Here is a 25,380-nt window from a genome sequence, read left to right as displayed (position 1 = left end):
TAAATAGGAGAGGTAGTTAGCTTGTGTGGATATCCTCTTATATAACAAACGCCAGTTTGATAAGTGTGGTTAATAGCATTGTGTTTTTAATCGATGAATTTCTTGCCTTGATGTTATGCCAATATCAGTAAGAATGAACATTTGAACCAGGCGGTAGAGGCCAAAAGTCAGGCATTTTTTGGAGGCGTGGTGGTAGCTTTACGCCACTAAACAAACCGCCCGCATTCTAAATGTCAGCTTCTCAACTTGTTTTTGTACGTTAACCTCGTTTTGGGTGGAGGGCTGAATGCTCGAATTTGCCTTGTAGACAAGCCAGTGGTGACCGATAACCCAACATCATTTACCGGTTAGCCGGAATTCTTGCAATCACCTTAATCTCGAAATCAAACCCAGCGAGCCACGTCACGCCAATCGCTGTCCAATTGGGATAGGGTTGCGTATTGAAGATCTTTTCTTTCACGCCCATTAGTGTTTCAAATTGATTTTCTGGGTCAGTATGGAAGGATGTCATGTCGACAATATCGTCAAAAGTGCAACCTGCGGCCGCAAGTACCGCCTCCAGGTTGTCAAATGCCAGTTCTACTTGTCTCTCAAAGTCGGGCTCTGGTGTACCATCCTCGTGGCTACCTACTTGGCCTGATACAAACAATAGATCGTCGGATTTAATTGCTGCCGAGTAGCCATGGGCCTCGTACAAGCTGTGCCTCTTTACAGGAAATACTGCTTCGCGCTGTGTCATTATTTACCTCGTCGTGTTTAGAGTTAGATAGAGTTGGTGTGCCTGTTCATTGACTAGGCCTTCACAAGTCCGCAGCGTATCGTTATGATTTTACATACGCGGCGTATGTAAAGTAATTCACATACGGAGTGTATGTCAAATTTTTTCGAGGAATGAGTTACTAACATGAGTAAGCGATCTGAAACCGCTAAGAAAAACAGGATTAAATTGATTGCGGCTGGCAGGAAAGCCTTTGCGGAACATGGATATGCCGGTGCCTCAATGGATGAGTTGACCGCCGCCGCTAACCTGACACGTGGAGCTCTGTACCACAGCTTCGGTGATAAGCGCGGGTTGTTAGCAGCGGTTGTCGAACAAATGGACTTTGAAATGGCGCTCTACGCGCAGGATATTGGCGCCAGAGCGGAAGATGATTGGGAGGGTTTGTTAGCGGAGGGAGCAGCATATATTGAAAAAGCGCTGGACCCTGAAGTTCAACGCATTGTGTTATTAGATGGACCAGCCGTTTTAGGCGATCCATCCCAATGGCCAAGCCAAAGTAGTTGCCTACAGGCAACTATGAAAATCGTTGAAAAACTGATTTCGAAAGAGGTCCTCAAACCTGTGGATGTCGAGGCGGCTGCACGATTGCTGAATAGCGCAGCACTGAATGCTGCGTTATGGGTCGCTGCAAGTGCGGCGCCAAAAAAGGTTTTACCCAAAGCGATAGAGGCATTTCGTGCATTGGCTACGGGCCTACTAAAATAGTCACAATATGCCAGCGAACATGAAAGTAGCTTATGAATGTAGCAAAGGACATTTATTCTAGATTAGTGGTACAAGCTGGTTAGATTGCGGTTCTGTCCAGTTTGCAAGCCTGAGCAATTTGATGATTACACTCTGAGAAGAGTTGAATTTGTAGATAATCAAAAATAATTACCCGGTCTCACGGGGGAAGTGAAGAGCAAAGAGTTCCCGATGAGCAATTAACTGATCCACAATCTAATTAAAGGACTTAACTATGAATATCAATATGGATGATGATATCCGTTCTAACAGAAGCAAGTTTCAATCAGAACAACGTACATCAATGTCAAAGTGGGTCTTGATAATCACTATCGGTGTTTTCCTAGGCACAATGGCATCATGGGCTACGCAGAAAGGCATTGAGTTATTAATGGTCAAGATTGCCATAAGCGAAATGAACAAAAAAGTAGCCAGACAAAATGAGATAACTCAAAAAAGGCTGGAAGAACAGAGAAGGCAAAGCGCTGCCCAAGCACAACAAAGAAAGCTTGAAAATGAGCAAAAACAGGCTGGTTATAGACAAGCTATGGAAACCTGCAATTACTGGCGTGATCAATATAGAAAAGAATCCAGCAGTAATAACAAATATCAGCGTGACCAATCGTGTAATTTTGTCAGTCAATTTAGGTGAGGTAACAGATCTATGGGACAAGACATAAAAAAAGCAGTTACCGAATGAACGATAACTGCTTAATTTATATTTTTTATGGCGCGCCCGGCACGATTCGAACGTGCGACCGCCTGGTTCGTAGCCAGGTACTCTATCCAGCTGAGCTACGGGCGCTAAACCGTTAATTATACTGACGTTGAAGCATGTCTGCAATAACTATTTATGGCGGAGAGCGAGGGATTCGAACCCTCGATAGGGATTAACCTATACACCCTTAGCAGGGGCGCGCCTTCAGCCACTCGGCCAGCTCTCCATCAAAGCCGCCTAGTATATCAGATGATATTTATTTGGCTAGTGATATGGTCAAATTAACCGGCATTCGGGTGATCTTTTTCTGACTGAATGCGATCGTAGATCTCTTCACGATGAACTGAAACATCTTTCGGTGCATCAACACCGATTCTGACTTGGTTGCCTTTAACGCCAAGAACGTTTACAACTACGTCATCACCGATGATCAGTGATTCGCCGACACGGCGTGTAAGTATTAACATTGTTTTTCCCCTTTACTCTCAAAATCAGGCCGAGGTATGCCAGGAGAAATGCAGACTCCCTTCCCGAAAATCAGGCCTCGTGCCCTGTCCTATTTCTAAGTTCCATGTAGAGATCTTGTTGTCTCTTCTATCATTGACAATAGGAATAGACGATCATATCCCTTGTTTTGCATATTTTAGCAGTAACTTATGTTGTTCGCGACATAAAATATTACAAAAGTTTGACAGGAGACAAATTTTTCAAGCTTGTTCGAGATTGAAGGCCTTATGAAGTGTACGGACACCCAGCTCGAGATACTTCTCATCAACCACAACAGAAATCTTAATTTCGGAAGTAGAAATCATGCTGATATTGATGTTTTCGTCAGCGAGTGCAGTGAACATGGTACTGGCGATGCCTGCATGCGAACGCATGCCCACGCCGACAACGGATATTTTAGCGATGTGTTCATCGCCATTCACTTCACGTGCACCCAGTTTATTCGCAGTCTGTTGCAAAATGGTCAGCGCTGACTGGTAATCATTTCGATGAATGGTAAAGGTGAAGTCTGTAGTTGCATCACGACCTGTGTTTTGGATGATCATATCGACTTCGATATTTTCAGCAGCGATAGGTCCGAGGATCTGCGATGCGACGCCTGGATGATCCGGCACACCCAGAATAGTGAGTTTGGCTTCGTCACGATTAAATGCAATACCAGAAATAAGAGCTTGTTCCATTAATGGGTCCTCAGCCGCGATGAGTGTTCCGCCTCCCTCGGTAAACGAGGAGAGTACACGTAACGGCACGTTATATTTACTCGCAAATTCGACTGAACGGATTTGCAAAACTTTTGCACCTAAGCTGGCCATTTCCAGCATTTCTTCAAAGGTAATGTGATTGAGACGACGTGCTTCTGGAACGACACGAGGATCGGTTGTGTAGACTCCATCCACATCTGTGTAGATTTGGCATTCGTCAGCTTTTAATGCGGCTGCAAGAGCAACTGCTGTGGTATCACTACCACCACGGCCCAATGTTGTAATATTACCGCTCTCATCACAGCCTTGAAATCCAGCCACAACAACGACATTACCTTGCTTCAGATCGGAGCGGATGTTTTTATCATCAATCTCGACAATGCGTGCTTTGTTATGCGCATTGTCTGTGAGAATGCGAACCTGACTACCCGTATAGGAGGTCGCTGGCATTCCCATTTCGTGAAGTGTCATGCTCAATAAAGCAATGGTGACTTGTTCGCCTGTTGATAACAGTACATCCAGTTCACGACCACGGGGCCGGTCGTTGATTTGCTTAGCTAAATCAACCAAACGATTAGTCTCACCGCTCATCGCGGAGACGACGACGACGACGTCATGGCCCTGATTACGGAAATCAACGACTTTCTTGGCTACTTCCTTAATACGCTCGACTGAGCCGACAGAAGTACCGCCGTATTTTTGTACGATAAGTGCCATGCTTAGTTTTCCAGCTTTGATTCGACCCAGTCTGTGACAGACGCTAGTGCTGCTGCCAGATTCTGAGGTTCATTACCGCCGCCTTGAGCCATGTCAGGACGACCGCCACCTTTACCACCGACCTGACTGGCTACATGGCCTACCAGATCTCCGGCGCGGACTTTATCGGTAATATCCTTGGTGACACCTGCAATAATTGTAATTTTTTCATCTTTGACTGAAGTGAGAACAATCGCTGCGCTACCCAGCTTATTTTTTAATTGATCAACAGCATCGCGCAACGCTTTACCGTCAGCGCCCTCAAGTGTTGATGCAAGAACCTTGATGCCATTGATATCTTTTGCTGAGCTAGCAAGATCATCGCCCGCGCTACTCGCGAGTTTACCTTTAAGACTTTCCAATTCTTTTTCCAGCTCGCGGCTACGTTGAACAAGTGCAGTGGCTTTATCTTCAACATTGTCAGGCTTTGCTTTAAGGAGTTCTGAAACCTGGTTCAAAGTAGACTGGGTTGCATCGATGTAATCTAAAGCTTTTTCACCAGTCACGGCTTCAATACGACGGACACCTGAAGCAATACCCGCTTCAGCCGTAATTTTGAATATGCCTATGTCACCGGTCTGCTTAACATGGGTTCCACCGCATAATTCGATAGAGAAATCACTCATTCTTAGAACACGTACTTCATCGTCGTACTTCTCACCAAACAAGGCCATAGCACCGCTTTTTTTAGCTTCTTCAATGGCCATTAATTGGGTTTCAACCGGATGATTGAACCTGATTTGCTGGTTAACCATGCGTTCAATTTCATGCAGCTGTGCTGGGGTAAGAGGCTCGAAATGGGAAAAGTCAAAACGTAAACGCTGTGGATCAACCAGCGAACCTTTCTGCGTGACATGGTCACCTAGAATCTTGCGAAGAGCAGCATGCAGTAGATGCGTTGCTGAATGGTTTAAAGCGGTTTGTTGTCGATTGTTTTCATCTATCTGGGCAGTGACTTTCTGACCAATCTGGAATTGGCCATGTTCACATCGGCCGATATGCGTGAAAGCTTTACCTTGTTTGCGGGTATCGGTAACGGTAAAACTCGCAGTATCACTTGAAATTTCACCATGGTCACCGACCTGACCACCCGACTCAGCGTAGAAAGGGGTGTGGTCCAAAACCAGAACACCGTCTTGGCCGTCATCGAGTTGCTCGACGTGTTTTCCATCAACGACGATAGCGGTGATCGTTCCGATTTCCTGAGTATTTGAGTAACCAGAAAATTTGGTTTCACCTTCAATTGTGACTTGGTCTGACAAGTTACCGGCAAACTGACTGGCGTTGCGGGCACGTGAACGCTGTGCTTCCATAGCGCGTTCGAAACCCGCTATATCAATGGTTAGACCCCGTTCGCGGGCAATGTCAGCAGTTAGATCGATAGGGAAGCCGTAGGTGTCATAGAGTAGAAACACGGTTTCACCAGGGATTTCTTTATCCCCCATATCTTCGATGGCTTGATCCAGAATACGTAGCCCGTTATCGAGCGTATCAGCAAAACGGTTTTCTTCCTGAAGCAGGGCCTTTTCTACCAGCGCTTGTGCCTGAGTTAATTCCGGAAAAGCCTCACCCATTTCTTGAACCAGCGGTTGGACCAGCTTATGAAAGAAGGTTTCTTTAAGCCCCAACTTGTGTCCGTGACGGATAGCTCGGCGGATGATGCGACGTAGAACGTAACCACGACCTTCGTTTGACGGATGAACCCCATCAGCAATCATAAAAGAGCAGGAACGAATATGATCGGCAATAACACGTAAAGAGAAATTACTGGAATCTTTTGTTCCAGACAGCGCTTGAATCGCTTCAATCAGATGCTGAAATAGGTCGATTTCATAATTGTTATGTTTATTCTGCAATACGGCGGCAAGACGTTCCAGCCCCATACCTGTATCGACTGAAGGCTTTGGCAGTGGCGTCAGGGTTCCGTCAGCACTGCGGTTATATTGCATAAAGACAAGGTTCCAGATCTCGATGTAGCGATCACCATCTTCTTCTGGTGTGCCTGGCGGACCACCGGCGATTTCTTCACCGTGATCGTAGAAAATTTCAGAGCAGGGGCCGCATGGTCCGGTATCACCCATCGACCAGAAGTTATCTTTTGCACCAATGCGAGAGAAACGCTCAGCAGATACGCCGATTTCTTTGAGCCAGATATCAGCCGCCTCGTCGTCTTCCTCGAAAACAGTAATCCACAGCTTGTCAGCTGGTAGGTTTAAAGTTTCGGTCAGAAACTCCCACGCATACTGAATAGCTTCACGTTTGAAATAATCACCGAAACTGAAGTTACCCAGCATTTCAAAAAAGGTGTGGTGACGAGCGGTATAACCAACATTTTCTAAGTCGTTATGTTTACCGCCGGCACGAACACAGCGCTGAGTGGTGACGGCGCGGGTATATTTACGCGTCTCCTGTCCCAGGAATGTTTCCTTGAATTGCACCATACCAGCATTGGTAAATAGCAGGGTTGGGTCATTTGCGGGAACCAGCGGACTGCTGGAAACCACTTCGTGGCCCTTGCTTGCGAAAAAGTCGAGAAACAACTTGCGTAAATCAGCGCTACTTTTCATTGTCAGTTAAATTAAAACTTTCCGTTATTTGTTCATGAGTAAAGCCTCGGTATTGTAAAAATCGTTGTTGTTTTGCTCGACTTTTAAAATCTTCCGGGTCTTGCTCGCCAAAACGTTTGCACCGAACCTCTATTGCCAATGCAAACCAGTCAACTTCCGCGTGTTGCAGACTCTCTGCAATAATGCCCGAGTCTACACCACGTTCTTTCAATTCCATCCCAATTCTTACGCTACCGTAGCCTCGGTTTATACGTGAACTCACAAAGCTTTCAGCAAAACGTTCATCGCTTTGCAATCCGGCTTGTTGTAACTGTGCGATGGTGCTTTCAATTTCTGACTCTTCAAAGCCAGCTTTATGCAGCTTGCGAGTCAGTTCCAGTGCACTGTGTTCACGGTTAGCCAGATAGCCTACCGCTCGCGCGCTGGCAGATTGTTTCACGCTTCCAGATCGTCCTCTACTGAGTCTTCAGCAGCTGCTGGCTTCACTTTTTTAGGCAACATGGCTTCGCGGATCTTGGCTTCAATCTCTGATGCCATTTCAGTATTTTCTTTCAAGAATGCGCGAACGTTATCTTTACCCTGACCAATGCGTGTACCGCTGTAGCTGTACCAAGCACCGGATTTTTCAACCAGGTTTTGTTGAACACCTAAATCAATCAACTCGCCTTCGCGCGAAATACCTTCACCATAAAGGATGTCGAATTCGACCTGTTTGAATGGTGGGGCGACCTTGTTCTTAACCACCTTGACACGGGTCTCGTTACCGAGAATTTCATCACCTTTCTTGATGGCGCCAATGCGACGAATATCAAGACGAACAGAGGCGTAGAATTTCAGTGCGTTACCACCGGTCGTCGTTTCCGGATTACCGAACATCACGCCGATCTTCATTCGAATTTGGTTGATGAAGATAACCAGCGTGTTGGAGCGTTTAATATTGGCGGTCAACTTACGCAGAGCCTGTGACATCAAACGGGCTTGCAGACCCATATGACTGTCGCCCATGTCACCTTCAATTTCTGCCTTAGGCGTTAAGGCTGCAACGGAGTCAACCACGACGATATCAACAGCACCGGAACGCACCAGCATATCTGTAATTTCAAGGGCCTGCTCACCAGTATCAGGTTGTGAAACCAGCAAATCATCAATATCAACACCCAACTTTTCTGCATAATCGGGATCGAGCGCATGTTCCGCGTCAACAAACGCAGCTGTGCCCCCCATTTTCTGCATTTCAGCAATAGCATGAAGGGTTAATGTGGTTTTACCTGAGGATTCAGGGCCATAAATCTCGACAACGCGGCCGCGCGGTAAACCACCGATTCCGAGGGCAACATCCAAGCCAATCGAACCGGTCGACACAGCAGCAATATCACGCGCTGCGCCAGCGTCACCCATACGCATGACAGCACCCTTACCGAATTGCTTTTCGATTTGTCCCAGTGCGGCACCGAGCGCTTTCTTCTTGTTGTCGTCCATTGAGCTACCCCTGAACTAGATTGTGTAAATTCAAGGATTATCCCATAGATAGCACTCAGTCTCTAGCGTTTTTGATTATCCCTGTCAGTGCCTCAAAAACGGCTTGCCTGCGGATTGATTCACGGTCTCCTTCGAATTGAAAACAGACACTGTGAACACCAGCCTGTTTTAATGCCCAGGCTATCCAGACTGTACCGACTGGCTTATCTTCTGAACCACCATCAGGACCGGCGATACCGGTGATAGCAACACTGAGATCGGCAGCAGAATGGGATAAGGCGCCGAGTGCCATTTCTTCAACAACAGAGAGGCTGACAGCACCATTTTTATTTAATGTCGCTTGTGACACGCCCAGTTGCTCGAACTTGGCTTCGTTACTGTAGGTAACAAAACCGCGTTCAAACCACGCTGAACTTCCCGCAAGGTCGGTGCAGCATTTGGCTACCCAGCCGCCTGTACAGGATTCTGCGGTAACAAGGCGGCTTTGTTGTTCAGATAAAAGTGTCGCAACTTGTCCGACAAGTTGCTGGAGTGATGCGTCAGAAATGGTTTGCATGATATAAACTATGGCGATGACTCAAAATCAAAATCATACCCCAATGATGCAGCAGTATCTTCGTATCAAAGCAGAACATCCTGATTTTTTACTGTTTTATCGGATGGGTGACTTTTACGAATTGTTCTTTGACGATGCGCACAAAGCGGCAGAATTATTAGATATAACGCTGACAGCAAGGGGCAATAGCAATGGTGCCCCTATTCCCATGGCGGGAGTGCCGTATCATGCCGCTGATGGTTATTTATCGCGCTTGATTAAATTAGGCGAATCGGTCGCTATTTGTGAGCAAATTGGCGATCCTGCGAAGAGTAAAGGTCCGGTTGAAAGAGAAGTTGTCAGAGTGTTAACTCCTGGCACCCTAACCGAAGAAGCCTTATTAGAGAGTCGTAATGAGAGTCTTTTGGTCGCCGTCAGCCATCATAACGGACGCTTTGGTTTAGCGTCTGCAGAGATCAGCAGTGGTCGTTTTATTGTTTCGGAAATTGACTCTTTAGCCGATTTACAAGCTGAGCTGGCAAGGCTACAAGCAGCTGAAATCCTGATCAGTGATACTGAAACCGAAGGGCTTGAATCTTTTCAAAAACAGCTACGGCCCTTACCGGAGTGGCACTTTGAACAAAAAGCGACCAGAACACGTTTATGCGAGCATTTCAATACAACTGATTTGAAAGGCTTTGGTTGTGATGATCTTGAGCTGGCCATCCGGGCTGCAGGCTGTTTAGTTAATTATGCGCAACAAACTCACCGTGCTGCCTTACCCCATTTAAGAAAAATTCGTGTTGAGTACACCAAAGACAGTATTAAGCTCGATCCTCAGTCGCGTAAGAATCTCGAATTGGAACAGAACCTTTCTGGTGGGCGTGATAACACACTGATTTCAGTTTTAGATAAAACGGCAACACCAATGGGCGCCCGGATGTTACGTCGCTGGTTAATGCGTCCCGTGCGTGACCACAAAATATTACGAGCGCGTCAGGAAGTGATTCAGCAGTTTACAGAGCACCATTGCTTTCATGATTGCCATGAGCTGATGCGCTCGCTGGGCGATATCGAGCGCATTCTGACCCGCATGGCACTCAGAAGCGCTAGGCCACGAGATTTCATGCACCTCCGGCAAATGCTGGAAATGTTGCCGGAGTTGCATCAGCTTTTAAAACCGCTGACGAGTCTGACAATCAAACATCTTGATAGAACACTGGGTACCTTTTCAGAATTACTTAACTTATTACAAAAAGCGATTATCGATGAACCGCCGGTGTTGATTCGTGATGGTGGTGTGATTAAGCCGGGGTTTAACGACGAGCTTGATCATTTACGCGATCTGCACCAAAACGCCAGTGGATTTCTGGACAAACTGGAACAGGAAGAACGTGAACGAACCGGCGTCAGCTCGCTTAAAGTTGGCTATAACAAAGTGCATGGATTCTTTATTGAATTAAGCCGTGCCCATGAGATTGATGTGCCTACAGAATATGTACGCAGGCAGACCTTAAAAAATGCAGAGCGTTATATCACGCCTGAATTGAAGGCATTTGAAGAACAGGTTCTGAGTGCAAATGAAAAAGCACTGACACTTGAAAAAGTACTCTATGAAAGCTTGTTTGATTCATTAGCACCTGAACTGGCGGCGTTGGAACAGTCTGCTTCGGCTTTAGCCGAGTTAGATGTTTTAGCCAACCTTGCCGAGCGAGCTGAGACGCTGAATTATGTGGCACCATCGTTTTCTGACGAGGCGGGGATCACCATCGAAAATGGTCGTCACCCGGTCGTTGAAGTCTGCCAATCAACGCCTTTTTGTGCCAATGATCTTAAGCTCAAGTCATCGCAACCAATGCTTATTATCACCGGTCCGAATATGGGCGGAAAATCAACTTATATGCGTCAGACCGCTTTGATTGTTCTGATGGCCTATATGGGAAGCTATGTGCCGGCCACTAGGGCGGTAATGGGGCCTGTCGATCAGGTTTTTACTCGCATTGGTGCGTCGGATGATCTTGCTTCAGGCCGCTCAACCTTCATGGTTGAGATGAATGAAGCAGCGAATATTCTTAATAATGCGACGCAGCACAGCCTGGTTTTAATGGACGAGATTGGACGGGGTACCAGTACCTTTGATGGTCTTGCATTGGCATGGTCCTGTGCTGAAAAACTGATCCGCGATATAGGTTCATATACCTTATTCGCCACGCATTATTTTGAAATGACGCAATTACCCACGTTATTCGATAAAGCCCGTAACGTCCATCTTGATGCGATTGAGCATGGTGACAAGATAGTGTTCCTGCATCAATTGAAAGAAGGTGCGGCTAATCAGAGTTATGGTTTACAGGTCGCGCAACTGGCTGGTGTACCTAATGATGTTATTGCTGCAGCAAGAGTGAAATTACAGCAGCTTGAACAAAATCGTTATCAGGGTGATGGCACCAACAATCAGCCTCAGCCTGATCTGTTTGTGACACCTGACAAAACGGAGTTGGAAAAGCGCTTACAAGCAGTGAATCCCGATGAACTCAGTCCCAGACAAGCATTGGATATTCTCTATGAGTTGCGTCGGCAACTTGATGTTTAATGCAGGTGCTGTTTTTTGGGGTTGTTAAAATGCCCCAGCTTTTCAGGTTTTGGTGGCATTTGCACATGGAAGCCCTGTTTTTCGAGGTTTTCAATGACATGAACCACATTTTCACGTGCCAATGGACGTTCAGAACTTAATTCCAGTTCCATCACATAAACCGGCTCTTTACCCATTGAATCATAAAGTTCTTGCGGTACCTCAGAGAAATCATCTTTATGAGTAATGTAGAGGTACAGTTCTTCTTTTTTTGTGCTTTTGTAGATGTAAGTTTTCATTATGCTCAGGAAATAGGGGGGTGATAAATCATCTGCACAACAGTGCCACTGGGATCATAGCAATAAAAGCTTCTGGCCCCATCTCGATGGGTGCGCGGTGCATTGCGAATTTTAACATCATGTTCCTGAAGAAAGGTAAACCAATCGTCCACTTCCTCCATTGTCGAAATGATGAATCCGATATGATCCAGACGTTGTTGTTCGCTACTGGCAGGGGAACCATCCGCTTGATGAAGAGCCAGATTATCGTTGCCGGAAGTTAGATACACATTGTTGTCATCAGGACGCCATTCGACAGTCATACCCAGCAGCTCGACATAGAATTTTTCACACGCGGGTAAATCTTCTACAAATAAAGCGACATGACGCATTCCACTGGTTTTTCCGGGGCGTTGCATTAGTGTTCTCCAAATACGTGCTGACAACATTGCTGCCATACGGCGTTGCCAAATTGTTGTTCAATGACCAAAGGTAAAGCAATCGAACCACTTCCTAAGAGCTTATCGTGAAACGCTTTGAGTTCTTCGCCTTGTGCCGGATTTAGAATGTCTTTCAGCGCGGTAATCAACGCCCAACCCACGGCGTAACTCATCGGCACAGTGGGTGACAGGCTATACCAGTTACACTCTGCCTCGGCTTGTTGTTGACTAAAGCCCAGCTTTTCAATCATTTCGGTAATTGCTCGATCCTGTGACCATTCACCAGTATGAATGTTGACATCAATAATAATTCGCAGGGCGCGCCAAAGCCGATCACGAAGCATCACAATAGTTTGCCCCTTATACCGGTCATAGCCTTGTTCCAGCATCATGTTCTCGCAATATAAAGCCCAACCTTCGTACAAAGTAGCGCAGGGATATAAGCGACGTAGTAAGGCACTGCCTTCTTCAGATTGATTCGCTGTGACAAACTGTAAATGATGGCCAGGCCAGGCTTCATGAACACTTGTTTGAGCAATCGCGGCATAGTTGTGTTCAACTAATTCGGCCTCACTGCTGACCGGCGTGACATAATAAAAAGCACTTTGACTGAGATCCGCGATACTTGGATCGAGATAGGCTGCAAATGGAATCTGATGTCTTAAAAAGTGGGGTGTATCCACCACGTTCAGATGCTGACGTCCGGGCATGCTGACCAGATCGTGTTCTTTCAGAAAATCTTTAGCCGCCTGCATTTCGGTTTGGTAACTATTGAGAAGTTGCTCAGCGGCAGGATGATGGTTTCGAACCTGTTCCAGTGTGAGGCCTGACTCATTAATGACTTCATCAAGTTTCGTTTTCGTCTCAGCAAACAAGTTTTCACCAAACTGTCGTAACCGTTGCGCATTCACAGGCAGGAAGTGACGATATTTGAGTAGCCGCTCAAAATGTTCGCGGCCACAGGCAAAGTCACCTCGGGCTTTGCTTTGAAGACGCTGTAAGACATGATGCAATTCTTCCAGTGACTTGCCAGCCTGCTGAATCGCCGGTTCGATGTCCCCTTGTGTTGATATTGCCCGTCTTACGCGTGGATGCTGAGACAACTGATGACAGAAATGGATTCCCGACTCACACTCCTGTGTTGCCATTTTCAACCATGATGGCGGAATTAATTCAGGCGCTTTATTCAGGTAGGTTTTCGCCTCTCTGAGCTGATGCGGGATCTTCTGCAATCGGCCGAGCAAGGCCTCGTTGAATATTTCAAGTGGCCGGATGGTCAATTGATGCAATGCGTTAATTGGCAGGAAGCGTGCAGGGTCACGGTAGCGCCAGTCATGATCCATTAATTCATGATGCTCAAGCAATGCCCACCCGTGTAGCACGCGATAATTGGCTTGCTGTTCAGGCGACAGTTGCGTTAAGTCAATTTCATCCAGTGCCGTTAGACACTTTTCATTCAACGCGAGTTGGATGCCGAGACTGGTGTCGTCACATGGCATTAAGTCCTGGGCATATTCTTCGATGCCAGCATCCAATGCTGCTTCAGGGTTGAATCGACACCAACTGCGTAAATAACTTTTTTCTATTCGGTCATATGCCTGACTTACATCCTCAGTCGACATTAATAATCTCGTAATCGTGAGTAATGGTAGCGGTTTTAGCCATCATTAAAGTTGCAGAGCAGTATTTTTCCGTCGACATTTTTATAGCACGTTCTACGAAGCTGGGTTTCACATCACGTCCGGTGATTTTGTAGTGAACATGGATGTTATTGTAAACCTTAGGAATTTCTTCGCTGCGGTCGCCATTTAATTCAACTACACAATCATGTACATCCTGCCGTGACTTTTTAAGAATTTCAATCACATCAAAAGCAGTGCAGCCGCCCATACCGAGTAAGAGTAGTTCCATCGGACGCATGCCGGTTCCATGACCGCCGGCTTCTTCCGGGCCATCCATGACAACGGTGTGTCCGGTGCCCGATTCGCCCAGAAACATCACATCTTCCACCCATTTAACCCGTGCTTTCATTCAAGTAGTTCCCAACATTGATAAGTAACCGTAATTTTGCCATATTGTGAGGTTGAAAACGAATTATAACTATTCAGAGCTGTATAATCCTGGATCGGCTTAGACTAAGGACATCGGATGGAATACCATAAACATAAAGCGCTCGAAGAAGGTCTCGCTGATTTTTTTCATGTATGCCACAGCAAATTTTATCCCGCTAAAAATATTATCATTCGTCCCGGCGATCAGGCCGATACGCTTTATTACATTCGAGAAGGTTCTGTGACCGTTTGCATGGAAAATGAAGAAGGTGAAGAACTCATTGTGGCCTACCTGAATCAAGGCGACTTCATTGGTGAAATAGGTTTCTTTTCAACGGTCGGTGACAGAATGGTCACTATCCGAGCAAAAACCGATGTCAGAACAGAAGAAATTTCCTATCAGCAAGTACGTAATCTCGCTGATAACCAGTTAAAAGAATGTTATGCCACGTTGCTGTTCACTATAGGTGAACAGATGGCGAAACGCTTACTGTCCACAACCAGAAAAGCAACAGATCTTGCGTTTCTTGATGTATCAGGCCGGGTTGAAGCCGCTTTAAAAGAACTTACTATGCAACCTGATGCCATGCGTCACCCTCAAGGTACCCAAATCAAAATTACACGTCAGGAAATCAGCCGTATGGTCGGATGTTCACGTGAAATGGTGGGCCGTGTTTTAAAAGAACTTCAAGAGGCTGGTAGCATTTGGGCTCACGGTAAAACCGTTATCATCTATGACGATGATAACCGCTATAAAAATCCGGTCATAAAAAAGCTCTAGAAAAACAATTTACCCAGTTGAAGACCTGGGTCCTCGGCGCGCATAAAGGCTTCGCCAACCAGGAAGCCATTGACCTTGTTATCACGCATCAGCTTTACATCAGCGGGTGTGTGAATGCCGCTCTCGGTAATCACAATATGACCATCGGGGATGCGTGGTAATAAGCTCAAGGTTGTATCCAGTGTTGTTTCAAATGTCCGGAGGTTGCGATTGTTTATGCCAATCAGTGGCATATTGAGGACCAATGCTCTTTCCAGTTCTTCCAGATCATGCACTTCAACCAACACATCCATCCCTAATTGAATAGCGAGTTGACTGAGTTGTTCTAACTGGTTGTCGTTTAATGCCGAAACAATCAATAAAATACAATCGGCACTGATCGCCCGTGCCTCAAATACCTGATATGGGTCAATAATGAAATCTTTACGGATAACGGGCAGTGAAGTGGCTTTTCGCGCCTGTTGGAGAAATTCTTCGTGACCTTGAAAGAAATCACGATCCGTTAATACCGATAAACAGGCAGCACCATGTTGTTCATAGCTTGCTGCAATCTCAGCAGGTCGAAAGTCTTCCCTCAGCATCCCTTTACTGGGAGAGGCTTTTTTGATTTCTGCAATTACGGCAGCTTCACCATCGGTTATTTTACGAGCAATTGAGTCGACAAAACCGCGAACCGGATCAGCCGCTTCCGCTAGTTGTTGCATAATCGCCAAGGGGATCTTTGTAGAACGTTCGGCAATTTCTTCCTGCTTACGTTTAAGAATTTTGACCAGAATATCAGGTGTGTTTTCAGACATTATTTTTGAGCTCTAGCTTCGGCTGGTAACAATCAGGGCATTGAGTTTTTGCATGGCAGTGCCACTGTCTATAGCGTTGATAGCTTTTTCAATTCCCGCTTTCAATGTGTCAGCAAGATTAGCTGCGTATATGGCAGCACCGGCATTCAAGACTACAATATCGCGGGCAGGACCTTTTTCACCATCGAATATGCGTTTGATTAATTCAAGGCTATCGTGTGCATTCTTAACAGTTAACGCACTGATATCACTGCGTGCCATACCGAAATCTTCAGGCTGAATTGAATAACAGTTAATAGTACCGTCCTTTAGTTCAGCAACGTGGGTCTCAGCGCCAATACTGATTTCATCAAGACCATCCTGTGCATGAACGACCAATACATGTTCACTGCCAAGGGTTTGCAATACTTCGGCCATTGGGCGCACCCATTTTTTATCAAATACACCCAGTACCTGATGTGCTGCACGCGCCGGGTTGGTCAATGGGCCGAGTAGATTAAAGATTGTACGAACACCCATCTCGCGGCGTGGTCCGATGGCATGTTTCATAGCACCATGGTGTTTCTGAGCAAACATAAAACCAACGCCAGTAGCATCAACACAGTGCTTTACCTGCTCTGGAGTTAAATCAAGGTTAACACCCGCTGACTCAAGCACGTCGGCGCTGCCGGAGCTACTGCTGATAGAACGATTACCATGTTTAGCTACTTTGGCACCTGCTGCAGCCACTACAAATGCACTGGCTGTGGAGACGTTAAAGGTGCTGGCACCGTCGCCACCTGTGCCGCAGGTATCGACAACATGATCGCCTGTAATTTCAACAGGTGTTGCCAGTGACCGCATAACACCGGCGGCTGCCGCTATCTCTGTTACGGTTTCACCTTTCATATTCAGGCCAATTAGAAAGCCACCAATCTGAGCAGGGGTCGCATTGCCGGTCATGATTTGATTCATCACATCCGTCATTTCTTCAGCAGTCAGATCGTCATGTTGTAAAATGCGTTTTAATGCAGATTGAATATCCATGATCAGACCTGTCTGTTCAAAAAGTTTTTAAGCAGTTCATGACCTTGTTCAGTCAATATCGACTCAGGGTGGAATTGAACACCTTCAATAGGCAATGTTTTGTGTTCGATACCCATGATTTCATCTAAGTCACCGCCTTCGGTCTCTGTCCAGGCTGTTATGTTGAAGCAATCCGGCAGGTTGTTTTTATTAATGACCAGAGAGTGATATCGGGTCGCTTCAAGCGGATTATTTAAACCTTTAAATACGCTGGTATTGTTGTGAAACACCTTGGACGTTTTGCCATGCATGATTTCACGGGCATGCACGATTTCGCCACCAAAGACCTGACCAATAGACTGATGCCCGAGACAAACACCCAATAATGGTTTTTTGCCAGCGAAGTGTTCAATAACCTGCATAGAAATACCCGCTTCATTCGGGGTGCAGGGACCCGGTGAAATCACGATTTTTTCAGGATTCATTGCTTCAATATCGGCGATCGTGATCTTGTCGTTGCGGTAAACCTGTACGTCTTCGCCCAGCTCACCCAGATATTGCACCAGGTTGTAGGTAAAAGAGTCGTAGTTATCAATCATTAATAACATGTTATTTTTCAGCCTTCTGCATGCGGATCAGCTTCCAGACCCGCTTCTGCCATAGCCACTGCACGGAATATTGCTCTGGCTTTGTTCATGGTTTCTTTCCATTCCAGTTCCGGCATCGAGTCATAAACGATACCTGCACCAGCCTGAATGTGTAAGGTTTCATCTTTGATGACGGCAGTACGTATTGCAATTGCCGTATCCATATTTCCGGTCCATGACAGGTACCCGACGGCACCGGCATAAACGCCGCGCTTGACCGGTTCCAGTTCGTCAATGATTTCCATCGCCCGGACTTTAGGTGCGCCACTGACAGTGCCAGCAGGGAAAGTGGCTTTGAGTGCATCAATGGCTGACATGTTCTTCAGCACTTTACCGGTGACGTTCGAAACAATATGCATTACATGCGAATAACGTTCGATGACCATTTTATCGGTTAACTCGACAGTACCCGTCTGGCTGACACGGCCCACGTCATTCCGACCTAAATCGATCAGCATTAAATGTTCTGCTAATTCTTTAGGATCGGCCAGCAAATCCTGCTCAAAAGCAATATCTTCTTCTTCGGTTTTACCACGGCGGCGCGTGCCGGCAATTGGTCGAACGGTGACTTCTTCATCTTCCATTCTGACCAGAATTTCAGGGGATGAACCAACTATATGAAAGTCCTTTAGGTTCAGGTAGTACATGTACGGCGACGGATTTAATGTTCGCAAGGCACGGTATAAATCCATTGGTTGCGCTGCATAAGGAATCGATAGTCGCTGTGACAAGACGACCTGCATAATGTCGCCATCAGTAATGTATTGTTTGGCTTTCTCGACGGCATCGATAAATCCGTCTTGAGTAAAGCCTGAAACGAAGTCTGTTTCACTGACTTTCCTGCGCACAGCAGTACGTTGAAACTTAGGTGTGGTATTGCGTAAGGTTTCAACTAACTGATCGAGTCGATCCTGCCCGCGCTGATACGCATTTTCTGAGGCTGGATCGGCATGTACGATGAGATACAAACGACCACTGAGATTGTCAAAAACAACCAGTTCGTCTGACACCATTAACATTATGTCCGGGCAACCCAGAGGGTCGGAGTCGGGAGCATTACCTAAGCGTGTTTCAACATAACGTACCGTGTCATAAGCAAAGTAACCGACCAGACCACCATTGAACTTAGGTAAGCCTGCAATCTCAGGCACCTTGTAACGTTGCTGGAACGTTTCAACCCAACCCAAAGGGTCATCATCTGTGGTCGTTTCAATCACATTGCCCTGATGTTCAACGCTGATGTCATGGCCATGAATTTTAACGATCGTCTCGCAGGGCAAACCGATAATCGAATAACGACCCCATTTTTCGCCGCCATGGACGGACTCAAATAAATAGGAGTAGGGGGCATCTGCCAGTTTGAGGTAGGTGCTGAGTGGTGTATCCAGATCAGCCAGGACCTCCCGGGCAAGTGGGATGCGATTGTAGCCTTCAGTGGCAAGTTGTTCGAATTCGGACTGTTTCATCGCTTCTTTCTAAAATAAGCTTTCCAGCTCTGCAAATGTATCAATGACGGCATCCGGTTCCGATGTGTGTATATCGACACCGTGGTTATAGCCGTAGCTCACACAGACAATACTCATACCAGCAGCTCGTGATGCTTTTACATCACTGACTGAGTCACCGATCATCATTGCCTTATCCGGCGAAACGCCGAAGAAATCTGCTCCATGTAATAGGGGAGCGGGATCCGGTTTTTTCAGTGGCAGGGAGTCGCCACTGATAACAAGATCAAAATCGTCATGTATCCCTAATGCTTTCAAGACGGGTAGCGTGAATTGTTCATTCTTATTGGTCACACAACCCAGTTTTATTTTCTCTTGCTTCAGCCATTTTAATCCCTGCTTAACACCGGGATAGAGGTAGCTGTCGACGCACACATGCTGCTTGTAGAGATCCATAAAGATCGGTAAGGCTTCGTCGAACAAAGCCGCTTCCGGTTCTCCGTCCATCTCATTCGTTAATGCACGTTTAATCAGTGTCCCGACGCCATTACCGACCCAGGTTCTTACTTTGGCTTCACCACGGGCAGGTATATCAAAACTTGCCAGCATTTTATCGGTGCACCACGCTAAATCCGGCACGCTGTCGACCAGCGTGCCGTCAAGATCGATAAGCACGACCGAAGGTTTATTTAGCGTCATTCAGTGCCAGTTATACGTTGGCTTTTGCCAGTTCATCACGCAATGCGGCAATGACTGTTTCGTATTGATTAGGATCACTGTCATTTGCTGCGCCAAACACAGCAGAGCCAGCAACAAATGTGCGTGCACCGGCTTCAGCGATTTCACGAATATTGTTGATGTTAACACCACCATCAATTTCCAGATCGATATCATAGCCACTGGCGTCGATCATCTTACGAGCTTCCTGCAGTTTATCGAGCGTATGAGGAATAAACTTCTGACCACCAAAGCCAGGGTTAACAGACATCAGCAGGATACGGTCAACTTTATCCATCACGTGTTCTGCCAGTGATAAGGGTGTGGCTGGATTAAAGACCAGACCGGTTTTACATCCTTCACCTTTAACCAACTGCAAACTACGATCGATATGCTCAGAAGCTTCTGGGTGAAAAGTAATATACGATGCACCTGCTTTAGCAAAATCAGGAATGATGCGATCCACTGGTTTAACCATCAAATGGACGTCGATTTCATGGGTCACGCCATGTTTACGCAAAGCATCACAAACCAAAGGTCCGATTGTCAGGTTAGGGACATAGTGGTTGTCCATCACATCAAAGTGAACGATATCAGCGCCGGAGGCCAGTACGTTATCTACTTCTTCACCCAGACGAGCGAAATCTGCGGAAAGGATTGACGGAGCAATTTTAAATTCAGCCATTTTAATCTCTCTTAAATCGGTTTTGAAATTCGGTATAAACCCGATACTTTACCGTATCAGTGGTCAATTTTCAGCTTTTGAAATCAAACTGTTGTCATTATACTGAGCGAACACACTGAAAGGTACGGGGTAAAGTTTGCGAATCATCATCCATTCATGGCTGGCATTACTGCTTTTGCTGAGCGTTACTCAGGGTTTTGCTGCGGATGAAAAGCCGGAATCACTTAATGAGGAGCCGGTCGAAGATAGCTTAGTGCTCTCAGAAACGGGACATGTAGAGGGGTTTGTCGAGCTTCCGTTGGGCGATGAGCTCATTAATGCGACTTTTATTGCCGATAAAACCGGACGTGATTACGGCAAAGTACTTATCCTGCCTGATTCTGAGGGTAATATTGACAGTAATGATCTTGTGCATACACTTCGCATGCAACTCACAAACGTGGGGTGGTCAACAATGACCGTTGAATTAGTCTATCCCGATGAGCCACAAGTCATGCCTTCAGCCGAATCCTCATCTGAATCCAGTACAGCCGAGAATGAAACGGATGCAGAAATTACATCTGAACCTGAATCATCAGACGAAACAAATGATGAAGATCAAAATCGGTCAAGAGTTGCAGCCGCCGTCGCACATCTTAACGCGCAACAACCCGGTTTGGTTGCTATCGTGGCGATGGGGAAAAGTGCCGAATTAACCGATACGGCCATTGCGCAAGTAGGGAAAGATAACGCACTGATTTGGATTAGTCCGCAATGGCAAAGCGAAGAAGCTCCCGATACGGATTATGTTCTGGACATCACGCTCTCCGATTTGTTAAATAATAATGACGCAAATGCCAAGCGCCGAGCAGTGATGTTACGTAAAGATGTTGAATTTTATTCACAACGTCAAATTCCTGGTGCCACGACAGACTTTTACGGATTTGAACAACCTGTTTTTAATACAATTAGAAACTGGCTTCACAAACATTTTGTTCAGGAAAATACAAACTTATGAGGCTATATGGCGATGGCATTGTCGTGCATCAATCACAATCTGATGAGGGAGTGATTGAAGTCGTTGATACCGGTGATAGTCGCTCGATGCATTTCGGCACCTTTGCCCGCCAGAGCTCGATGCGAATCAGCATGCCGCATGCGCTGGACTTGAGCTATACCCAATCAATGATGGGCTGTCTACTGTTAAATCCCAACCCAAAACGCGTTTTGGTGGTGGGCTTAGGTGGGGGCTCAGTGGTGAAGTTTCTGTTGCATCACTTTCCTGACTGTCATGTTGATGTTGTCGAGTACCGACGAGATGTGATGGAAGTGGCACAAACCTATTTCGGTGTGCCTTTTAACCATCCGAACCTTACTATTCATAAAGGTGATGGTTATCTTCATGTTAGCCGCTGCTTTTATGACAGTGATCAGAGTTATGATCTGTTGTTGGTAGACGCCTATGATCACAACGGCATGGCCGCGAGTGTGGGTGTACAGGCGTTCTTCGATGCCTGTGCCGGAATCATGACGCCCGATGGTGTCATGAGCATAAACTTATGGGGCAGCGAACGTGCAAATTTCAACACGACTATGCAGCGAATCAATCAGAGCTTTGATAATCGTTCTATGATATTGCCGGTTGAAAACAAAGGTAATGTGATCGCTCTGGCGACTAATTTTGACATTAGCCACGCTGAATTGAAGCAACTACGTTCTAACGTTGAGGATTGGGAAATGCGCTATCAGATAAATCTGCCTAAAGCCTTGCAAAATATGATTCGACAAAATCGAAACTTCATCAGCCGACTATTCGCGTGAATACTGAATCATGCGAGTGTCATAACGCTATTGCCCATTGTGATTGATTTGATACCATTAGCCACAGTTCAAACGCCGAAAGAGGGCATCTCACTTTGAAAACCGTCATGTTGAAAACAGCCATAGCTCACTTTTTGACGGTCACGTTAACATGCCTCTGCTTGTTGGTCTGGCAACAGCCCGTTCAGGCTAAAGAAGACTATGAACTGATCATAAAGCGCTCTGAAAAACGGTTGATTATTCAGAAAGACGGTGAAACGTTGCGTTCTTTCCATGTGGCGCTAGGCAGTGGCGGCAGCAAAGCGAAATTAAAATCAGGCGATCGTCTGACACCGTTGGGCACCTATCATATTACCCAGGTGCGAGACAGCGACCGTTTTCATCTGTTTATACAATTAGATTATCCCAGCGTGCGAGATGCGATTAATGCGCTTAAAGAGGAGCGCATCAGCAAAACCCAATACCGACGAATTCTGGACGCCCATATTTTTGGTCGTCTTCCGCCACAAAATACCCCCTTGGGTGGTGCTATCGGTATTCATGGCATAGGTGTTGAAACTAAAGATAAACTTGAAATCCATGAGATCGCTGATTGGACGCAAGGCTGTATTGCTTTGCGTAATGAAGAAGTTGATCAATTGGCGCAGTTTGTTAGTAAAGGCACACAAGTTACTATTACAGAGTGATATAGAATTAAAATTCTCGGTTAGTTGATTGAATTTGGTAGAATATTAGCACTTTTAACTGCCTAATCTTTTCCCGAGGACCTATGCAAGCCGCCCCTGATCTATTTTCCTACCGTAAGTTCTGGGCTCATCGTTTTGGTATAGCACCTGAATTGCCAATGTCTCGTGACGAGATGGACGCACTTGGATGGGATTCCTGTGACATCATTATCGTCACCGGTGATGCCTACGTCGATCATCCCAGTTTTGGGATGGCCTTAATTGGTCGCCTGCTTGAGTCTCATGGTTTTCGGGTAGGCATTATTTCCCAACCGGACTGGACCAGTGCCGAAGATTTCCAAAAACTGGGCAAACCCAATCTGTTTTTTGGTGTCACCGGCGGCAATATGGACTCAATGGTCAACCGGTATACCTCTGATCGTAAAATTCGCCGAAATGATGCCTATACAGCAGGTGGGGAAGGTGGCAAACGACCAGATCGAAGTGTCGTGGTCTACAGCCAGCGTTGCCGTGAAGCATTTAAAGGTGTGCCGGTTGTTATCGGTGGTATTGAGGCCAGTTTACGTCGCATTGCACATTATGATTACTGGTCAGAAAAAGTCCGTCGTAGCGTTATCATGGACTCTAAAGCTGACTTGCTGGTTTACGGCAATGGTGAGCGACAAGTGGTGGAAATCGCTCATCGACTGGCTGCAGGTGAGTCGGTAAATGAACTCACTGACATCCGTGGTACGGCGTACACCATCAAACATGGTCAGAAAGAAGGCTGGTGGGAGAAAGATTCTACTTCGGTAGACACGCCAGGAAAACTGAACCCACCGATTGATCCTTATCAGATGCAAACGGAAGAGAGTTGTGCTGAGGAAAAAGCTAAAACGGAAAATGAAAAAGCCGACAAACCAGCAGGCAATGTCATAAAAATTCACCGGGTTTCCCCGAGAAATGCGCATCGTACTGTGATTCGCCTGCCTGAGTTTAATCAGGTTAAATCCGATCCCGTCACCTATGCACACACATCCCGTATTCTGCATTTAGAAACAAATCCGGGTAATGCGCTGGCACTGGTTCAACAACATGGTGATCAGGATGTCTGGCTCAACCCGCCTCCAATTCCGCTTACGACACCTGAAATGGATGCCGTATTTGATCTGCCATACAGTCGGGTACCACATAGTTTGTACGGCAAGATGAATGTGCCTGCATATGAAATGATCCGCTTTTCAGTCAACATTATGCGGGGCTGTTTTGGTGGTTGTACTTTCTGTTCGATTACAGAACATGAGGGACGCATTATCCAGAGTCGCAGTGAAGACTCCATTATCAAAGAAGTGGAAGCCATCCGTGACACGACCCCTGGTTTTACTGGCATCATTTCTGATTTGGGTGGCCCAACTGCCAATATGTATCGTTTGGCGTGTAACGATGAAGAGATTGAAGCGAGCTGCCGCCGTTTATCTTGCGTTTATCCGGGTGTGTGTAAAAACCTCAATACGGATCACACGCCACTGGTCAACCTCTACAAACGTGCCCGTTCGCTGCCCGGTATCAAAAAAATATTGATTGCTTCCGGCTTACGTTATGACCTGGCCGTGTTATCGCCCGAGTATGTTAAAGAACTCGTCACACATCATGTTGGTGGCTATCTTAAAATTGCGCCTGAACACACCGAAGAAGGCCCTCTATCACAGATGATGAAGCCCGGCATTGGTACCTATGACAAGTTCAAACAGATGTTTGAGAAGTATTCAAAAGAGGCTGGCAAAGAACAGTATTTGATTCCGTATTTTATCGCGGCCCACCCGGGTACCACTGATAACGATATGATGAATCTGGCTTTATGGCTGAAACGTAATGGCTTCCGTGCCGATCAGGTTCAGGCTTATTTGCCGTCTCCGATGTCAGCAGCGGCTGCGATGTATCACTCCGGTAAGGATACCCTGCACAAGGTCAGACGAAAGGGTGGTGATATCACTGTACCAAAAGGCCTGAAAGTACGTCGTTTACACAAAGCATTTCTGCGTTATCACGATGCTGAAAACTGGCCGATGTTGCGTGAAGCACTGAAAAAAATGGGGCGTGCTGACTTGATCGGTAATGGTAAAAAACATCTTATACCTAACTGGCAGCCTGCTGGTACAGGGGAGAGTGGTGAAGGCAGACGCGTTACCCGCAAAGCGAAAACAGTGGCCAAGGGCGGTCAATTCAAAACGCAGCACAGTCGTCCTGGCAAAGTAAAAGCGAGCAGACGTCGACGTTAATAAAAAAAATTCTTATATGCGAAACATTTTTGTTTAAACTTGGTCTGTTGATGAAATGCGGTTTTTTTAAACAAGGAATGCAATGCGCTTGAAGAATCCCCCCAGACGTTATGATTTTTTTTCTATAACGTTGCACTGGTCGATTGCCGTTTTTACGATAGCTTTATTTGCGTCCGGTCTATGGATGGTCGAATTAGGCTATTACGATGACTGGTACTATCAAGCACCCTGGTGGCATAAAAGTATTGGTATTGTCACCGCACTACTTGTTGTAACACGCTGGTTCTGGACATTGTTGCGACTCCCCCCCGCAGATATTACCTCTACACCCCTCTGGCAGCGACTGAGCGCCAAATTGGTTCACTTTATGATGAACCTTGCCATCATCGTCCTTTTTATCAGTGGCTACCTGATGGTTACAGCTAAAGGCGACAGCTTAAGTGTGTTTGAC

Annotated in this window: 26 protein-coding genes and 2 tRNA genes; 9 read left to right on the top strand and 19 right to left on the bottom strand. The window is 46.3% G+C overall.

The window, feature by feature from the left end; genetic code table 11:
- Window positions 1–340: 340 nt before the first annotated feature.
- Entirely contained in the window at window positions 341–739 is a 399-nt protein-coding gene (locus ACTF5U_RS10215; RefSeq protein WP_438971527.1) for a RidA family protein, read from the bottom strand.
- Between the two features lie 165 nt (window positions 740–904).
- Between ACTF5U_RS10215 and ACTF5U_RS10210 the strand changes: the two genes are divergently transcribed.
- Both ACTF5U_RS10210 and ACTF5U_RS10205 read left to right on the top strand, forming a co-directional pair.
- Window positions 905–1,486 carry a TetR/AcrR family transcriptional regulator gene (locus ACTF5U_RS10210; protein WP_438971526.1) on the top strand — a complete coding sequence of 194 codons (582 nt, stop codon included), beginning with the start codon at window positions 905–907 and terminating at the stop codon, window positions 1,484–1,486.
- 253 nt (window positions 1,487–1,739) lie between these two features.
- Window positions 1,740–2,156 carry a hypothetical protein gene (locus ACTF5U_RS10205; RefSeq protein WP_438971525.1) on the top strand — a complete coding sequence of 139 codons (417 nt, stop codon included), beginning with the start codon at window positions 1,740–1,742 and terminating at the stop codon, window positions 2,154–2,156.
- Between the two features lie 76 nt (window positions 2,157–2,232).
- Here ACTF5U_RS10205 and ACTF5U_RS10200 read toward each other — a convergent pair.
- The 8 genes from ACTF5U_RS10200 to pncC all read right to left on the bottom strand — a co-directional run bounded on the left by ACTF5U_RS10200 (window position 2,233) and on the right by pncC (window position 8,788).
- Window positions 2,233–2,309 (bottom strand) — tRNA-Arg (locus ACTF5U_RS10200).
- 49 nt (window positions 2,310–2,358) lie between these two features.
- Window positions 2,359–2,448: transfer RNA gene (locus ACTF5U_RS10195), tRNA-Ser, on the bottom strand.
- A 55-nt stretch (window positions 2,449–2,503) separates the two neighbouring features.
- Window positions 2,504–2,689 (bottom strand): carbon storage regulator CsrA, encoded by a 186-nt coding sequence (gene csrA / locus ACTF5U_RS10190; RefSeq protein WP_438971524.1) that lies wholly within the window; start codon window positions 2,687–2,689, stop codon window positions 2,504–2,506.
- Between the two features lie 240 nt (window positions 2,690–2,929).
- The gene (locus tag ACTF5U_RS10185; protein WP_438971523.1) at window positions 2,930–4,147 is read right to left on the bottom strand and encodes an aspartate kinase; all 1,218 of its coding nucleotides are present in this window, start codon (window positions 4,145–4,147) and stop codon (window positions 2,930–2,932) included.
- A 2-nt stretch (window positions 4,148–4,149) separates the two neighbouring features.
- Window positions 4,150–6,753: an alanine--tRNA ligase gene (gene alaS / locus ACTF5U_RS10180; RefSeq protein WP_438971522.1), complete on the bottom strand. Its 2,604-nt coding sequence runs from the start codon at window positions 6,751–6,753 to the stop codon at window positions 4,150–4,152.
- Window positions 6,743–7,192: a regulatory protein RecX gene (locus tag ACTF5U_RS10175; RefSeq protein ID WP_438971521.1), complete on the bottom strand. Its 450-nt coding sequence runs from the start codon at window positions 7,190–7,192 to the stop codon at window positions 6,743–6,745. Before ACTF5U_RS10175 ends, alaS begins: the two co-directional genes overlap by 11 nt.
- On the bottom strand, window positions 7,189–8,232 hold the full coding sequence (gene recA, locus ACTF5U_RS10170) for a recombinase RecA (RefSeq protein WP_438971520.1): 1,044 nt from the start codon (window positions 8,230–8,232) through the stop codon (window positions 7,189–7,191). The genes ACTF5U_RS10175 and recA overlap by 4 nt, the downstream gene beginning before the upstream one ends.
- Before the next feature lie 55 nt (window positions 8,233–8,287).
- A complete protein-coding gene (pncC, locus tag ACTF5U_RS10165) occupies window positions 8,288–8,788 on the bottom strand; it encodes a nicotinamide-nucleotide amidase (protein ID WP_438971519.1) in 501 nt (166 codons plus the stop codon).
- A gap of 16 nt (window positions 8,789–8,804) precedes the next feature.
- On the opposite strand from pncC, the gene mutS reads away from it, so the two are divergent.
- The gene (mutS, locus tag ACTF5U_RS10160; RefSeq protein ID WP_438971528.1) at window positions 8,805–11,360 is read left to right on the top strand and encodes a DNA mismatch repair protein MutS; all 2,556 of its coding nucleotides are present in this window, start codon (window positions 8,805–8,807) and stop codon (window positions 11,358–11,360) included.
- Here the strand turns inward: mutS and ACTF5U_RS10155 are convergent.
- From ACTF5U_RS10155 to ACTF5U_RS10140, 4 genes are read right to left on the bottom strand one after another with little or no spacing between them, the layout of a single operon-like run.
- On the bottom strand, window positions 11,357–11,638 hold the full coding sequence (locus tag ACTF5U_RS10155; protein WP_438971518.1) for a YcgL domain-containing protein: 282 nt from the start codon (window positions 11,636–11,638) through the stop codon (window positions 11,357–11,359). The genes mutS and ACTF5U_RS10155 overlap by 4 nt on opposite strands.
- Before the next feature lie 5 nt (window positions 11,639–11,643).
- Window positions 11,644–12,036 carry a VOC family protein gene (locus ACTF5U_RS10150; protein WP_438971517.1) on the bottom strand — a complete coding sequence of 131 codons (393 nt, stop codon included), beginning with the start codon at window positions 12,034–12,036 and terminating at the stop codon, window positions 11,644–11,646.
- Entirely contained in the window at window positions 12,036–13,679 is a 1,644-nt protein-coding gene (locus tag ACTF5U_RS10145; protein WP_438971516.1) for a DUF885 domain-containing protein, read from the bottom strand. The genes ACTF5U_RS10150 and ACTF5U_RS10145 overlap by 1 nt, the downstream gene beginning before the upstream one ends.
- The gene (locus ACTF5U_RS10140; RefSeq protein WP_438971515.1) at window positions 13,669–14,088 is read right to left on the bottom strand and encodes an OsmC family protein; all 420 of its coding nucleotides are present in this window, start codon (window positions 14,086–14,088) and stop codon (window positions 13,669–13,671) included. Before ACTF5U_RS10140 ends, ACTF5U_RS10145 begins: the two co-directional genes overlap by 11 nt.
- A 117-nt stretch (window positions 14,089–14,205) precedes the next feature.
- On the opposite strand from ACTF5U_RS10140, the gene crp reads away from it, so the two are divergent.
- Window positions 14,206–14,889, top strand: coding sequence for a cAMP-activated global transcriptional regulator CRP (gene crp, locus ACTF5U_RS10135; RefSeq protein WP_438971514.1), 684 nt, complete (start codon window positions 14,206–14,208; stop codon window positions 14,887–14,889).
- Here the strand turns inward: crp and trpC are convergent.
- From trpC to rpe, 6 genes are read right to left on the bottom strand one after another with little or no spacing between them, the layout of a single operon-like run.
- The gene (gene trpC, locus ACTF5U_RS10130; protein WP_438971513.1) at window positions 14,886–15,686 is read right to left on the bottom strand and encodes an indole-3-glycerol phosphate synthase TrpC; all 801 of its coding nucleotides are present in this window, start codon (window positions 15,684–15,686) and stop codon (window positions 14,886–14,888) included. The genes crp and trpC overlap by 4 nt on opposite strands.
- Window positions 15,687–15,698: 12 nt before the next feature.
- On the bottom strand, window positions 15,699–16,712 hold the full coding sequence (trpD, locus tag ACTF5U_RS10125) for an anthranilate phosphoribosyltransferase (protein ID WP_438971512.1): 1,014 nt from the start codon (window positions 16,710–16,712) through the stop codon (window positions 15,699–15,701).
- Between the two features lie 2 nt (window positions 16,713–16,714).
- Window positions 16,715–17,299 (bottom strand): aminodeoxychorismate/anthranilate synthase component II, encoded by a 585-nt coding sequence (locus ACTF5U_RS10120; protein WP_438971511.1) that lies wholly within the window; start codon window positions 17,297–17,299, stop codon window positions 16,715–16,717.
- 8 nt (window positions 17,300–17,307) lie between these two features.
- Window positions 17,308–18,804, bottom strand: a complete 1,497-nt coding sequence (trpE, locus tag ACTF5U_RS10115) for an anthranilate synthase component I (protein WP_438971510.1) — start codon at window positions 18,802–18,804, stop codon at window positions 17,308–17,310.
- 9 nt (window positions 18,805–18,813) lie between these two features.
- Window positions 18,814–19,482 (bottom strand): phosphoglycolate phosphatase, encoded by a 669-nt coding sequence (locus tag ACTF5U_RS10110; RefSeq protein ID WP_438971509.1) that lies wholly within the window; start codon window positions 19,480–19,482, stop codon window positions 18,814–18,816.
- A 10-nt stretch (window positions 19,483–19,492) separates the two neighbouring features.
- Window positions 19,493–20,185: a ribulose-phosphate 3-epimerase gene (rpe, locus tag ACTF5U_RS10105; RefSeq protein ID WP_438971508.1), complete on the bottom strand. Its 693-nt coding sequence runs from the start codon at window positions 20,183–20,185 to the stop codon at window positions 19,493–19,495.
- 136 nt (window positions 20,186–20,321) lie between these two features.
- Here rpe and ACTF5U_RS10100 point away from each other — a divergent pair, with 136 nt between their 5' ends.
- The 5 genes from ACTF5U_RS10100 to ACTF5U_RS10080 form a co-directional block, all read left to right on the top strand.
- Window positions 20,322–21,182 (top strand): DUF3530 family protein, encoded by an 861-nt coding sequence (locus ACTF5U_RS10100; protein WP_438971507.1) that lies wholly within the window; start codon window positions 20,322–20,324, stop codon window positions 21,180–21,182.
- Window positions 21,179–21,985 carry a spermidine synthase gene (locus ACTF5U_RS10095; RefSeq protein ID WP_438971506.1) on the top strand — a complete coding sequence of 269 codons (807 nt, stop codon included), beginning with the start codon at window positions 21,179–21,181 and terminating at the stop codon, window positions 21,983–21,985. The genes ACTF5U_RS10100 and ACTF5U_RS10095 overlap by 4 nt, the downstream gene beginning before the upstream one ends.
- A gap of 107 nt (window positions 21,986–22,092) precedes the next feature.
- The gene (locus tag ACTF5U_RS10090) at window positions 22,093–22,671 is read left to right on the top strand and encodes a L,D-transpeptidase family protein (protein ID WP_438971505.1); all 579 of its coding nucleotides are present in this window, start codon (window positions 22,093–22,095) and stop codon (window positions 22,669–22,671) included.
- Window positions 22,672–22,754: 83 nt separating this feature from the next.
- On the top strand, window positions 22,755–24,929 hold the full coding sequence (locus tag ACTF5U_RS10085) for a YgiQ family radical SAM protein (protein ID WP_438971504.1): 2,175 nt from the start codon (window positions 22,755–22,757) through the stop codon (window positions 24,927–24,929).
- A gap of 82 nt (window positions 24,930–25,011) precedes the next feature.
- A partial coding sequence (locus ACTF5U_RS10080; RefSeq protein ID WP_438971503.1) for a cytochrome b occupies window positions 25,012–25,380 on the top strand: 369 nt, incomplete at its 3' end.

The sequence above is a fragment of the Methylophaga sp. genome (genome assembly GCF_965655755.1).
In the GTDB taxonomy this organism is placed as follows: domain Bacteria; phylum Pseudomonadota; class Gammaproteobacteria; order Nitrosococcales; family Methylophagaceae; genus Methylophaga.
This window is presented reverse-complemented; position numbering and strand designations above follow the sequence as displayed.